The following is a 13,536-nucleotide window of genomic DNA, read 5'->3' as shown; positions in this document are numbered from 1 at the left end:
CTTCGTGTCGGAAGTCTCGATGCGCAAGGAAGATCTCGAACGCCACAAGAGCCGAGGGCGTCGCTCAGCTGCCGAGGTTGTGGAAGACGGCCACCACCGGGTCCTTCGCCAGGAAGTAACCGGGGGTGTAGTAGCCGATGGTGGCGAAGTCGGGCCGTCCGTCGCCGTTGAAGTCGGCGACGGCGATACGGGCCGCGGAGTCCTCGGAGACGAGCTGTTTGACCCACAGGCCGGCGGCGGCGTCGACCGCCTTGTAGTAGTAGACCCCCTGCCAGGGGTCCGGGCCGCGCAGGGCGACCAGGAACTCGTCGTCGCCGTCTCCGTCGAAGTCCGCGGCGACGACATGGTGGCCGGGCCCCTCACCGGCCTCGTTCGGGTCGCCGTAGACGTCGAGCACGGTGCGCCGCCAGGTGTCCGCGCCGGCGGTCCGCGTGTACACGGCGACCGTGTTGCCGTGGAAGGGCTCGACGGCGGCCGCGAACCGTGATCCGTGGCTGGTGCCCAGCGCGACACTGCTGCTGCCGCCGAAGCCGGTGGCCTCGCGCTGCCCCTGCTCGCCGAGCCCGAACCGGCGCGCCGACCAGGTGCCGCGGGCGTCGTCCCAGGCGTAGTCGCTCAGCCCCTCGGCGCTCGCGACGGCCAGTTGCTGCCGTCCCGCGGCGTCGGTGCCCTGGACCGTGTAGTCGTGCAGGACGGTGAAGGAGGCGTCGTCGACCGCGCTGACCTGCCAGTCGGCGGCGCTCAAGGGGTCCTCCGGCACGTCGAAGACCGTCACCCGCGCCGGCTGGGCCAGCCCGGCCCGGCCGCCCGCTCCGCCGACCACCGGAAGCGCCAGCAGCTGGAGCCGGTCGGCGCGGGTGAAGTGCCCCACCCGCAGGCGGTGCGCCGATACCAGGCCGCCGACGCGACGGCGCTCCCACGGGCCCGAGTCGCGCGGATCGCCGGGGTTGCGCAGCCACGAGATGGTGCCGTCGTCCGGTTTGTGCGCGTACATGCTCTCGCCGTAGTCGTGGCAGACGACCAGGTCGAGGCTGCCGGTCCCGGTGAGGTCCGCCGCGGCGAACGCCACCGGCTGGCTCAGTTCCGCGATGGTGTGCGGCTTCCAGGCGGACCGCTGCGCGCCCGGGTTCTCGTACCAGCGGACCACGCCTTCGGCGAGCCCTGAGGTCAGCAGTCCGGGCCGGCCGCTCCCGTCGAGGTCCAGTGCCTCGATCCAGTACCCGTCGGTCAGTCCCTCGGCCACGACTTCCCGTTCGAAGCGAGGTATTCGCACGACGCCTCCTAGAGCGGGTAATACCCGCATGCAGGTATTATGCATAAGCATAAGATGCTCTGGCGCATACTAAGGGGAATGCGAGACGCGGCATATGACGTAGGTCACTCCGCCGTGCCGGTGTGTGCGCGGGACTCGCGTAAAGCGGGAGCAAAAAGCGGGGGAACAGAGGCATGCGGCGAGCGCGTCGTCGCGTCCGCCCGCTACGGGGAGCATCCCCGCCTGTCGGCACCGCTATGCCCCGGGCACATACCCACCGGAAGGCGGATCGCGTCGCGTCGGCAATTGTTGCGGAGGGATGAAATCCGCATCTCCCGGCGTTGACGCCTTGCGGTAGAGCAGGGCGAACGGAAGGCACCGGCGTGGCAGCGCAACGGGGATGGGCACGACGGCTGGCGGGATACGCCTGGCGGTATCCGAAGGACGTCGTCCTGGCTCTCGGCTCCTCCCTCGCCGGCATGGCGGTGATGGCCGTCGTCCCCCTGATCACCAAGGTGATCATCGACGATGTGATCGGCGACCACAGCCGCGCCATGGCCCCCTGGGCCGGCGCCCTCATAGGCGCCGCCGTCCTCGTCTACGTCCTCACCTACATCCGCCGCTACTACGGCGGCCGGCTCGCCCTGGACGTCCAGCACGACCTGCGGACCGAGATGTACGGCACCATCACCAGGCTGGACGGCCGCCGTCAGGACGAGCTGTCCACCGGGCAGGTCATCGGCCGCGCCACCAGCGACCTCCAGCTGATCCAGGGCCTGCTCTTCATGCTCCCGATGACCATCGGGAACGTCCTGCTCTTCCTGATCTCCCTGGTGATCATGGCGTGGCTGTCGCTGCCGCTCACCCTGGTCGCCCTCGCCGTCGCCCCCGCCCTCGGCTGGATCGCCCGGCGCAGCCGCACCCGGCTGCACCCGGCCACCTGGTACGCCCAGGCGCAGGCCGCCGCCGTGGCCGGCGTGGTCGACGGCGCGGTCAGCGGTGTGCGCGTGGTGAAGGGCTTCGGGCAGGAGGAGCAGGAGACCAACAAGCTCCGCGAGGTCGGCCGCCGGCTGTTCGCGGGCCGGCTGCGCACGATCCGCCTGAACAGCCGCTACACCCCGGCCCTCCAGGCCGTCCCCGCGCTCGGCCAGGTCGCCATGCTGGCCCTCGGCGGCTGGCTCGCCGTGCACGGCCACATCACGCTCGGCACCTTCGTGGCCTTCTCCACCTACCTGGCCCAGCTGGTCGGCCCGGTCCGGATGCTCGCCATGGTCCTCACGGTCGGCCAGCAGGCCCGGGCCGGCACCGAGCGCGTGCTGGAGCTGATCGACACCGAGCCCGCCCTGAAGGACGGCACCAAGGAGCTGCCCGCCGACGCGCCCGCGACCGTCGAGTTCGACGACGTGACCTTCGGCTACGACGAGAAGCGCCCGGTGCTGGACGGGATCAGCCTCGAGATCCGGCCCGGCGAGACCCTCGCCGTCGTCGGCTCCTCGGGCTCGGGCAAGTCCACCCTCTCGCTGCTCCTGCCGCGCTTCTACGACGTCCACCGGGGCGCCGTCCTGATCGGCGGCCACGACGTGCGCGAGCTGACCCTGGACTCGCTGCGGGCCGCGATCGGACTCGTCCCGGAAGATTCGTTCCTCTTCTCCGACACCGTCCGCAACAACATCGCCTACGGCCGCCCGGACGCCACCGACGAGGAGATCGAGGCCGCCGCCCGCGCCGCCCAGGCGGACCGTTTCATCAGCGAGCTGCCGGACGGCTACGACACCAAGGTCGGCGAACACGGCCTGACCCTCTCCGGCGGCCAGCGCCAGCGCCTCGCGCTCGCCCGCGCCCTGCTCACCGACCCCCGCCTGCTGGTCCTGGACGACGCCACCTCGGCCGTCGACGCCCGCGTGGAGCACGAGATCCACGAGGCGCTGAGCCAGGTGATGCGGGGCCGCACCACCCTGCTCATCGCCCACCGCCGCTCCACCCTGAACCTCGCCGACCGCATCGCCGTCCTGGACGGCGGCCGGCTCGCCGACCTCGGCACCCACGACGAGCTCCAGGAGCGCTCGGCCCTCTACCGCCGGCTGCTCACCGACCCGGACGAACTGGGCGGCGTCTCCCCGGGCCACGCCCGCCCGGCCACGCCCGCCGAGGACACCTCCGTCCGCGACGAACTGGACGCCGAGTTCGACGCCGAGCGGGGTGTGACCCCCCGGCTGTGGACCGGCGACCGCGAACCGAAGGACCAGGCGCTGTCCGGCTCCCCGGCCACCCCGGAGCTGCTCGCCCAGGTCGAGGCGCTGCCCCCGGCCACCGACACCCCGGACATCGACGAGGGCCGCGCGACGCTGCCCGAGGAGTCCTACGGGCTGCGCCGCCTGCTGCGCGGCTTCTGGCCGCCGCTGCTGGTCAGCCTGGCGCTGGTCGCCGTGGACGCGGGCGCGGGCCTGCTGCTGCCGGTGCTGATCCGGCACGGCATCGACTCCGGAGTGACCCGGATGGCGATCGGCGCGGTGTGGTCGGCGTCCCTGCTCGCCCTGCTGACCGTGCTGGTGCAGTGGGCCGCGCAGATCGCCGAGACCCGGATGACCGGCCGCACCGGCGAGCGGGTGCTCTACACCCTGCGGCTGAAGATCTTCGCGCAGCTCCAGCGGCTAGGCCTGGACTACTACGAGCGCGAGCTGACCGGCCGCATCATGACGCGGATGACCACGGACGTCGACGCCCTGTCGACCTTCCTGCAGACGGGCCTGGTCACCGCGTTCGTCTCGGTCGTCACCTTCTTCGGCATCATGGTCGCCCTGCTGGTCCTCGACGTGCAGCTGGCCCTGGTCGTCTTCGCCACCCTGCCCCCGCTGGCCGTGGCCACCTTCTTCTTCCGCCGGGCCAGCGTGAAGGCGTACGAGCTGGCCCGCGAGCGCGTCTCGACGGTCAACGCCGACCTCCAGGAGACGGTGTCCGGACTGCGCATCGTGCAGGCCTTCCGGCGGGAGCGGGACGGCGGCCGGCGGTTCGCCGAGCGCAGCGCCGAGTACCGCAGCGCCCGCATCCGCGGCCAGCGGCTGATATCGGTCTACTTCCCGTTCGTGCAGCTGCTGTCGTCGGTCGCGGCGGCGGCCGTGCTGATCGCGGGCGCGGGCCGGGTGGAGGCGGCCACGCTGACCACCGGCGCCCTGGTGGCCTACCTGCTCTACATCGACCTGTTCTTCGCGCCCGTCCAGCAGCTCTCCCAGGTCTTCGACGGCTACCAGCAGGCCACGGTCTCGCTGGGCCGCATCCAGGAGCTGCTGCGCGAGCCGACGTCCACGAAGACCGCCGAGGCCCCGCTGGAGGTGCTCTCGCTGCGCGGCGACATCGCCTTCGAGGGGGTCCGGTTCGCCTACGGCGACGAGGAGGAGGCCCTCACCGGCATCGACCTGACGATCCCGGCCGGGCAGACGGTCGCCTTCGTCGGCGAGACGGGCGCCGGAAAGTCGACCCTGGTCAAGCTGGTCGCGCGGTTCTACGACCCGACCGCCGGCCGGGTCACGGTCGACGGCACGGATCTGCGCGCCCTGGACCTCACCTCGTACCGGCACCGGCTCGGCGTGGTGCCGCAGGAGGCGTACCTCTTCCCGGGCACCGTCCGCGACGCCATCGCCTACGGCCGGCCCGACGCCACCGACGCCGAGGTGGAGGCGGCGGCCCGGGCGGTCGGCGCGCACGAGATGATCGCCCGGCTGCCGGGCGGCTATCTGCACCGGGTGGCCGAGCGCGGCCGGAACCTCTCGGCGGGCCAGCGCCAGCTGATCGCCCTGGCCCGCGCCGAGCTGGTCGACCCGGACGTCCTGCTGCTGGACGAGGCCACGGCCGCCCTGGACCTGGCCACCGAGGCCCAGGTCAACCACGCCACCGACCGGCTCGCGGGCCGTCGCACCACGCTGGTGGTGGCGCACCGGCTGACCACCGCGGCCCGCGCCGACCGGGTCGTGGTGATGGACCACGGCCGGGTCGCCGAGGACGGCACCCACGAGGAGCTGCTGGCCCGCGGCGGCCGGTACGCCGAGCTGTGGCGGACCTTCGTCGGCCGGTCCGAGCCGGAGGAGCCGGTCGGCGCGGCCCGCTGAGACCCCGCCGAATCGTTTGGCTGACGGTCGTGCAACCATCCGGCATACGCGTGCGTCCGTACATCAGTACGGAGACGGGGGAGTGTGACCGGGTACGGGGAGGACGAAGTGGACAGTGGTGCGATACGCCGACGGCTCGCCCTCGGCGCGGCCGTGCTGGCTGCGTCCGGCGCGCTCGCGCTGACGGCGACCGGGACCGCGCAGGCCGCGACCGGCGGCTGTGCCGGGCGCGAGGTGCGGACCCTGCCGTTCAAGACCGGCATCACCCACGTCTACAAACGGGACGGCTACGTCTGCGCCGTCACCGTCCCGCGCACCCCCGGCCCCGCCCGCACCATGTCGGTCAGCGTGCAGGCGCGCGGCAACCGGCCGGTCGTCGACGCCGGCCGCTACACCCGCCTCGCCGGCCCGGTGACCGTGCACGCCGGGCACCGCTGCGTGTGGATCAAGGGCGCGGTGGGCCGCTCCTCGGTCAGCTCCGGCTGGATCCTGTGCTGACCCGCTGAGCAGGGGCGGCCCGGCGACCGGACGAACGTCCTCTGGTGGGGCGGCACTTGCTGGGATAGTTTCCGGCGCACATCTGTCTCACAGGGGAGAGTGCGCATGCGCAAGGCGCTCAGATGGCTGCTCGCGCTCACGGTGCTCATCGGCACGCTGAGCACGGCGGCCGGGGCGGCCACCGCCGCCGGTGATGAGCCCACCGACATCAAGGACCGGCTCCTGTCGATACCCGGCATGAGCCTGATCGAGGAGAAGCCGTACCCCGGCTACCGCTACTTCGTCCTGAACTTCACCCAGCCGGTGGACCACCGCCACCCGGACCGGGGCACCTTCCAGCAGCGGATCACCGTGCTGCACAAGGACGTGAGCCGGCCCACCGTCTTCTACACCGGCGGCTACGGCGTCTCCACCAAGCCCTCGCGCCGCGAGCCCACCCAGATCGTCGACGGCAACCAGGTCTCCCTGGAATACCGCTTCTTCACCCCCTCGCGCCCCGACCCGGCCGACTGGTCCAAGCTCGACATCTGGCAGGCCGCGAGCGACCAGCACCGCGTGTTCCGGGCGCTGAAGGCCCTCTACCCCGCCAACTGGCTGGCCACCGGCGCCTCCAAGGGCGGCATGACGGCCACCTACTACGAGCGGTTCTACCCGGGTGACATGGACGGCGTCGTCGCCTACGTCGCCCCGAACGACGTCGTGAACGACGAGGACTCCGCCTACGACCGGTTCTTCGCCCGCGTCGGCACCAAGGAGTGCCGGGAGAAGCTGACCGCCGTCCAGCGCGAGGCACTGGTGCGCCGCGAGCGCTTGGAGGAGAAGTACGCCGAGTACGCCGCCGCCAAGGGCTACACCTTCGACACCATCGGCGGCCTGGACCGGGCCTACGAGGCGGTCGTCCTGGACTACGCCTGGGGCTTCTGGCAGTACAGCCTGATCGAGGACTGCGACACGATCCCGGCGGCCACGGCGGACGACGACGCGCTGTGGACCTCGCTCGACACCATCTCCGGCTTCGACGCCTACACCGACCAGGGACTGGACCCGTACACCCCGTACTACTACCAGGCCGGCACCCAGCTGGGCGCCCCCACCATCCACTTCCCCGGCATCGACCGGCGCCTGATCCGCTACGGCTACCAGCCGCCCCGGAACTACGTGCCCCGCTCCGTCCCGATGCGGTTCCAGCCGTGGGCGATGCGGGACGTGGACACCTGGGTGCGGCACCACGCCACGCACATGCTCTTCGTCTACGGCGAGAACGACCCCTGGGGCTCGGAGCGCTTCCGGCCCGACGCGGGCGCCCGTGACTCCTACGTGTTCACCGCGCCCGGCATGAACCACGGCGCCAACGTGGCGGGCCTGGTCCCGGACGAGAAGAGCCTGGCCACCGCCCGCATCCTGGCCTGGGCGGGCCTCCCGCGGGCCACCGTCGACCAGGCCAGGCCGCTGGCCCGGTACGACGCGCGGCTGGACGTACGGGAGGCGGAGCGGGAGCCCGCGCTGCGGCCCCGGTTGGCCTAGTACGTCAGCCCGTGCCCGATCGGGTACAGCTCCCGTGCCGGGTCGTCCGCCCGCCGCACCGGCACGGGCAGCCGCCCGCGCGGAGCCACCCGGCCGGCCAGGACCCGTGCGGCGGCGCGCAGTTCGACGTCCGTCCAGCAGTACGTGGCGAGGCACGCCCGGACGGCGGGGAGCTGCGCGATGTCGTACGGGTTGCGGACCGCCACCACGGCCACCGGTCTGCCGGTGGCCAGCAGGCGGTCGACCAGGGTGCGCTGGGAGCTGCCCGCCGTCACGTTGTACGTGGCCACGACCACCGCGTCCGCGTTCCCGGCGGCGGCGACCGCCTTGTCGACGGTCGCGGCGGAGGGCGCGGTGCCGGTGGACAGGGCGGTCGCGGCGAAGCCCAGTTCGGTGAGGGCGGCGGCCAGCACGCCGGTGGGCGGGCCGGTGGTGCCGGACGGGGAGGCCGGGTCGGCGCCGACGACCAGGACCCGCTGTTCCCGGCGGGGGTCGAAGGGCAGCGTGCCGCCCTCGTTGACCAGCAGGGTGGTGGTGCGCTCGGCGATGCGGTCGGCGGCGGCCAGATGGGCCTTGGTGCCCACCGTGCGGCCGATCCGGTCCGGGCTGGCCCACGGGTGGTCGAGCACCCCGCGCCGGGCCTTCAGCCGCAGAATGCGCAGGATCGATTCATCGAGCCGTTCCTCGGTCAGCTCGCCGTTCCGTACGGCCGTCAGCACCGCGTTCCACGCCACGTCCAGCGACGGCGGGTTGAGCAGCTGGTCCACGCCGGCCTTCAGGGCCAGCACCGGTACCCGGTCGTCGCCGTACTTGGTGCGCACGCCCTGCATGCCCAGCGAGTCGGTGATCACGACCCCGTCGTAGCCGAGCTCCTCGCGCAGGATGCCGGTCAGCACCGGCCGGGACAGGGTGGCCGGGTCGCCGGAGCCGTCCAGGGCCGGGAACTGGATGTGCCCGGTCATGACCGAGTCGACGCCCGCCCGGATCGCGGCCCGGAACGGCACGGCGTCCAGCCGCTCCCACAGCTCACGGCTGTGCGTGATGACCGGGAAACCGTAGTGGCTGTCCACGGAGGTGTCCCCGTGGCCCGGGAAGTGCTTGGCGGTCGCCGCCACCCCGGCCGACTGACAGCCGCTCACCTCGGCGGCGACCAGCGCGGCGACCGCGTCCGGGTCGGCGCCGAAGGAGCGGACCCCGATGACCGGGTTGGCCGGGTTGACGTTCACGTCGGCGTCGGGGGCGTAGTCCTGGTGGACGCCCATCGCGCGCAGCTCGGCGCCGGAGATCCGGCCGAGGGTCCGCGCGTCGGAGCGGGAGCGGCCCGCGCCGATCGCCATCGCGCCGGGCAGCAGGGTGGCGGGCCTGCCGATCCGGCACACCGCGCCGTGCTCCTGGTCGGTGGAGATGAGCACGGGCAGCCCGCGCGGCTGGTCCAGCGAGGCCCGCTGGATGCCGTCGGACAGGTCGGCGATCTGCCGCGGGTCACGGGTGTTGTGCGCCCAGGCGAAGTAGATGATGCCGCCGACCCGGTACTTGGCGATCAGCTCGGCGGCGGTGCGGACGCCGAGTTCCTTCAGGTTGGTGTCGATGTCGGCCTGGTCGGGGGCGGTGGCGGAGTGGCCGTAGACCCGCGTCACGAACAGCTGGCCGACCTTCTCCTCCAGTGTCATGCGGGAGATCAGGGCGCGCAGCCGGCGGTCGCCGTCGGCGGCGCCGGCGGCGGTCGGGACCGTCAGCGCGGCGGTGACGCCCGCGGTCGCGGCGAGGACGGCGCGCCGGGACGGCCGTGCGGTGCTTCTTCGCGTGCTTCCCGTACCGGTGTCGCTTCCCGTGCTGGTGTCGGGCACGTGCGCTCCTTCCAGAGGAGAACCGCTGAAGGAAACTTCCGAGGAGTCACCAATATCCGGGAAGTTTCTTTCCGTCAAGGGACTGCACAGTAACCAGGAAGGGGCCGCCGCCCGGGGATTCCCGCGCCGCGTCCGGCCCCCGGAACGGCCCGGACCGGGCCCCGACGGGCCGTCGTGCTCGACGCGTGAACACCCACTGGACCAGGGCGGCCGGCGGAGTGAAGATCGGCGCCATGACGACCCCGCGCTCCTACCTCATCCTGCACGGCTGGCAGAACCACCGTCCGAAGGCCCACTGGCAGCACTGGCTCGCCGACCGGCTCACCGCCCTCGGCCACCACGTCACGTACCCGGGCCTGCCCGACCCCGACGACCCCGACCTGGACGTCTGGCTCGGCGAACTGGCCTGGCACCTGGAGGAGCTGGAAGACACCGGGGAGCGGGTCGTGGTGGCCCACAGCGCCTCCGCCGTGCTGTGGCTGCACGCCGCCGCCCGGGGCATGGGCCAACTGGGGCGCGCCGACCGGGTGCTGCTCGTCGCCCCGCCGTCCGGGTCCGTCCTCGCCCGGCACCCGGAGGTGGCCGCCTTCGCCCCGCCCCCGCTCGACTTCACCCTGCCCGGACCGGCCCGGCTGGTCGCGGGCGACGACGACCCGTACTGCCCCGAGGGCGCGGCCACGCTCTTCGCCGAGCCGCTCGGCATCCCGGCCGACATCCTCCCGGGCGCCGGCCACCTCGCCCTGGACGCCGGCTACGGCCCCTGGCCGGCCGTCCTGTCCTGGTGCCTGGACGAAACGCTGCCGCTCACGGCACGGCCGGCCGGGTAGCGGGCGCCTTCCGCTTGCGCGGTGGATGCGCCTGGGCTTTTCGCGGGGCTGTTCGGCAGCGCCGCCGGCCTTTCCGGTGCACCCTGCTCCGTTGACCGCTCACGGCACGGCCGGTTCCGTGGCGGGGGTCTTGCGGTCGCGCAGTTCGGGGGTGGTCGTGGCGACCGCGGCCACCGCCAGTACGCACAGCGCCCCGCCGGCCACCAGCGCGGTCACGCCGGAGGTCCAGCCGGCCAGGAGGCCGCCGCGTACGTTGCCCAGGCTCGGGCCCGCCTGGCCGACGATCTGCTCGGCCGCGGTGACCCGGCCGAGCAGCGCGTCCGGGGTGCGGGTCTGCACGATCGTGGACCGGGCGACCACCGCCGTCGCGTCCGCCGCCCCGGCCAGCACCAGCAGCGCCAGGCCCGCCCAAGGGCTGGTGGACAGCCCGAACAGGACCAGGGCCGCGCCCCACCCGCCGGACGCGCACAGCATCACCGGGCCCGGCCGGGCGAGCCGGGTCAGCGGGCCGGACAGCGCGGTCGCCGTGACCCCGCCCACCGCCAGCGCCGACAGGAACAGCCCGAGGGTGCGCGGGTCGTCACCGAACCGCTCGGCGTTGACCAGCGGGAACAGGCTCACCGGGAACGACAGCACGGTGGCGGCCAGGTCGGTGATCAGCGCACCGCGCACCACCCGGTGCCCGGCCAGGAACCGCAGCCCGTCCAGCGCGCCGCGCAACCCCGGCCGGGCGGGCGTCCCCTCAGGGGGCAGCGGGGGCAGCCCGAAGGCGCCGTAGAAGGCGAGGCCGAAGCTCAGGGCGTCCAGCAGATAGCACACGCCGATGCCGAACCAGCCGAGCAGCACCCCGGCCAGCGCGGGCCCGAGCAGCATCATCGACTGCGCGGTGACCTGTTGCAGCGCGAGCCCGGCGGCCACCTGGTCCTTCGGCAGCAGGCGGGGCAGGAACACCCCGGCGGCCGGGGCGCCGAGCGCGCCGAACGCCGACTGCACCGCGACCAGCAGCAGCACCCCGGCCACCGGGACGTGCCCGGTGAAGCCCTGCACCGCGAGCGCGAGGGAGCAGACCGCCTGGCCGACGGTGGCCGCGAGGTACACCCGCCGCCGGTCGGCCCGGTCCGCCCAGGCCCCGGCGAACAGCCCGAACCCCACCAGCGGCAGCGCCTGCGCGAGCCCGACGGCGCCGGTCCAGGCGGTGCTGTGGGTCCGGTCCCACACCTGGTACATGACCGTCACCATGGTCATGAACCCGCCGAGCACGGACACGGTCCGCCCGATCAGCAGCCGTCGGAAGACGGGGGAGGTGCGCAGCGGCCGTATGTCGAGCAGGGAGCCGGAGAGGCTCATGAGCGGTGGCGGGCGCGGGGCCCGGGCGGCGATGTCACCGGGGGAGGCTATCCGCACCCCCTGGCACCCGCCAGCGAATATCCCCGCTCAGGCGGCTTCCCCGAGCAGCCGGGCCAGGTACTCCCGCCCCTCGCCCAGCAGCTCCGCGAGCGGCGCCGCCTTCTCGTACCAGCGCTTCTCGTACTCCCAGCACAGCCAGCCGTCCCAGTCCCGCCGGGTGAGCACGTCCACGCACTCGGCGAGCGGCACCGCCCCGGCGCCGAGCGGCAGCGGGGTGGTGTCCTCGGCCGAGGCGACGTCCTTGACCTGGACGTAGCCGAGGTGCGGGGCGAGGGCCGCGTAGCTGTCGTCCGGCTGCTCGCCGCCCAGCCAGGTGTGCAGCACGTCCCACAGCGCGCCGGCATGGCGGTGTCCGACCGGGCCGAGGATCCGGATCGCGTCGGCGCCGGTGCGGTGCGAGTCGTGTGTCTCCAGCAGGATCCTGACGCCGAGCGCGGCGGCGTCCTCGGCGGCGGCTCCGAGCCGTCGCGCGGCGATCGCGTCCGCCTCCTCACGGGGTACGTCCGGGCCGGCGCCGGGAAAGACCCGTACGAAGGGCGCGCCCAGGTCGTGGGCCAGCCGCACCAGCTCCCGGATCTCCGCCAGTACGGGCCCGTCGTCGCCGGCCGCGGCCACCCGGGCGTACCCGGCCAGCCCCACCACCTCCACCCCGGCGGCCCGGAACAGGGCGGCGGCCTCGGCGCGTTCGGCGGGGGTCAGCCCGGGATGCACCGGTTCCTCCGGGTGGGCCCGCAGCTCGACCCCGTGGTAGCCGTGCGCGGTCGCGAGCGAGAGGACGTCCGGGAGGGGCAGCCCGGGGACACCGAGAGTGGAGAACGCCAGCTTCATGAGATCGCTGCGTACCCGTTGCCGACGGGGGTCATGCACCGGCACCCACCGGGGCCGTGCGCCGACGCCCCCGGAGGCCGCGCACCGCCCTCAAGACACTCAAGACACTCAAGACACCCGAGGCACCCCCGTGGACCCCCGCACCATCAACTCCCCCCGCACCGAGGCGATCCCGCCCGGCGGGGGCTCCTCGCGGCCCATGGCGACGCGGCCCGCGCGGGCGCCCGCCTCCGCGAGGGGCAGGCGGACCGTCGTCAGGGAGGGGACCGCGTCGATGCTGAAGGGGAGGTCGTCGAAGCCGGCCACCGAGACGTCCTCGGGGATGCGCAGCCCGGACTCGCGCAGCGCGGCGCACGCGCCGAGGGCGACGGAGTCGTTCGCGGCCACGATCGCCGTCAGGGACGGATCCCGGCGCAGCAGCTCCAGCGTGGCCTCGTAGCCGGACCGGCGGTCGTAGCGGCCGTACACCGTCCAGCGCGGGTCCTCCTCGACGCCCGCCGCCGCGAGCGCGGCCCGGTGGCCCTCCAGGCGGTGCCGGGTGGTCGTACGTTCCACGGGCCCGGCGATGTAGCCCAGCCGGCGGTGGCCGAGGCCGAGCAGATGGGCGGTCAGCGCGCGGGCGCCGCCCCGGTTGTCGAAGGTGAGCGCGACGGCGTCGGTGTCCGGTGCCGGCGGGCGCCCGCACAGCACCACCCGGGTCCCGGCGTCCGCGAGCTTGCGCAGCTTCGCCGCGACCGCCGCCGCGTGCGGCGCGTCCTCCACGGCTCCGCCGGTCAGCACCACGGCCGCGGCCCGCTGCCGCTGGAGCAGCGTCAGATAGGTCAGCTCCCGCTCGGGCGACCCGCCGGTGTTGCAGACGACCGCCAGCCGTTCCCCGCCCGCGCGCCCGCCCGGCCCGCCGATCTCGCCCTGGATCGCGCCGGCCATGATCCCGAAGAAGGGGTCGGCGATGTCGTTGACGAGGATGCCGACCAGGTCGGAGGTGGCCGCGGCGAGCGCGCTGGCCGGGCCGTTGAGGACGTAGTCCAGTTCGTCCACCGCCCGCAGCACCCGCTCCCGGGTGGCGGCGGCGACCGGGTAGTTGCCGTTCAGTACGCGCGACACCGTCGCGGGGGAGACCTGGGCGCGGGCCGCCACGTCCGCCAGGGTCACGGTCATCTCGTCGTCCTCCGGTCACGCGTCGTGTCGTACGCCCTCGTAGACAACCAGGTCGGTGTCCTGGTTCCGAGCAGACCTTACGGCCCAGGCAT

General features: G+C 73.6%; 9 protein-coding genes. 4 read left to right on the top strand and 5 right to left on the bottom strand.

Annotated elements, in window-relative coordinates:
* Positions 1-64: 64 nt before the first annotated feature.
* Positions 65-1,273, bottom strand: a complete 1,209-nt coding sequence (locus tag IE251_RS18520) for an FG-GAP repeat domain-containing protein (RefSeq protein WP_229896836.1) — start codon at positions 1,271-1,273, stop codon at positions 65-67.
* A gap of 362 nt (positions 1,274-1,635) precedes the next feature.
* Between IE251_RS18520 and IE251_RS18515 the strand changes: the two genes are divergently transcribed.
* The 3 genes from IE251_RS18515 to IE251_RS18505 all read left to right on the top strand — a co-directional run bounded on the left by IE251_RS18515 (position 1,636) and on the right by IE251_RS18505 (position 7,377).
* The gene (locus IE251_RS18515) at positions 1,636-5,355 is read left to right on the top strand and encodes an ABC transporter ATP-binding protein (protein WP_189754098.1); all 3,720 of its coding nucleotides are present in this window, start codon (positions 1,636-1,638) and stop codon (positions 5,353-5,355) included.
* Between the two features lie 108 nt (positions 5,356-5,463).
* Positions 5,464-5,853 (top strand): hypothetical protein, encoded by a 390-nt coding sequence (locus IE251_RS18510; RefSeq protein ID WP_189754097.1) that lies wholly within the window; start codon positions 5,464-5,466, stop codon positions 5,851-5,853.
* Between the two features lie 105 nt (positions 5,854-5,958).
* On the top strand, positions 5,959-7,377 hold the full coding sequence (locus tag IE251_RS18505) for a S28 family serine protease (protein ID WP_189754096.1): 1,419 nt from the start codon (positions 5,959-5,961) through the stop codon (positions 7,375-7,377).
* On the opposite strand, the gene IE251_RS18500 is transcribed toward IE251_RS18505, so the two are convergent.
* Positions 7,374-9,224: a glycoside hydrolase family 3 protein gene (locus IE251_RS18500; RefSeq protein WP_189754095.1), complete on the bottom strand. Its 1,851-nt coding sequence runs from the start codon at positions 9,222-9,224 to the stop codon at positions 7,374-7,376. The two genes, IE251_RS18505 and IE251_RS18500, sit on opposite strands and share 4 nt — an antisense overlap.
* Before the next feature lie 233 nt (positions 9,225-9,457).
* Between IE251_RS18500 and IE251_RS18495 the strand changes: the two genes are divergently transcribed.
* Complete coding sequence (locus IE251_RS18495) at positions 9,458-10,051, top strand: RBBP9/YdeN family alpha/beta hydrolase (RefSeq protein WP_189754305.1); 594 nt, start codon at positions 9,458-9,460, stop codon at positions 10,049-10,051.
* A 99-nt stretch (positions 10,052-10,150) separates the two neighbouring features.
* On the opposite strand, the gene IE251_RS18490 is transcribed toward IE251_RS18495, so the two are convergent.
* The 3 genes from IE251_RS18490 to IE251_RS18480 form a co-directional block, all read right to left on the bottom strand.
* A complete protein-coding gene (locus tag IE251_RS18490; RefSeq protein WP_189754304.1) occupies positions 10,151-11,398 on the bottom strand; it encodes an MFS transporter in 1,248 nt (415 codons plus the stop codon).
* Between the two features lie 87 nt (positions 11,399-11,485).
* Positions 11,486-12,286, bottom strand: coding sequence for a sugar phosphate isomerase/epimerase family protein (locus tag IE251_RS18485; protein ID WP_189754094.1), 801 nt, complete (start codon positions 12,284-12,286; stop codon positions 11,486-11,488).
* Between the two features lie 108 nt (positions 12,287-12,394).
* A complete protein-coding gene (locus IE251_RS18480; protein WP_189754093.1) occupies positions 12,395-13,444 on the bottom strand; it encodes a LacI family DNA-binding transcriptional regulator in 1,050 nt (349 codons plus the stop codon).
* Positions 13,445-13,536: the final 92 nt, after the last annotated feature.

It is taken from the genome of Streptomyces eurythermus (assembly GCF_014649115.1).
GTDB classification, from domain to species: domain Bacteria; phylum Actinomycetota; class Actinomycetes; order Streptomycetales; family Streptomycetaceae; genus Streptomyces; species Streptomyces eurythermus.
Note: the sequence above shows the minus strand (reverse complement) of the source record. Positions and strands in the feature narration are given on the sequence as shown.

Bases quoted from the DNA above. Each gene is read 5' to 3' on its own strand.
- IE251_RS18505 (WP_189754096.1), top strand. From the start codon at position 5,959: ATGCGCAAGGCGCTCAGATGGCTGCTCGCGCTCACGGTGCTCATCGGC.
- IE251_RS18495 (WP_189754305.1), top strand. From the start codon at position 9,458: ATGACGACCCCGCGCTCCTACCTCATCCTGCACGGCTGGCAGAACCAC.
- IE251_RS18490 (WP_189754304.1), bottom strand. From the start codon at position 11,398: ATGAGCCTCTCCGGCTCCCTGCTCGACATACGGCCGCTGCGCACCTCC.
- IE251_RS18485 (WP_189754094.1), bottom strand. From the start codon at position 12,286: ATGAAGCTGGCGTTCTCCACTCTCGGTGTCCCCGGGCTGCCCCTCCCG.
- IE251_RS18480 (WP_189754093.1), bottom strand. From the start codon at position 13,444: ATGACCGTGACCCTGGCGGACGTGGCGGCCCGCGCCCAGGTCTCCCCC.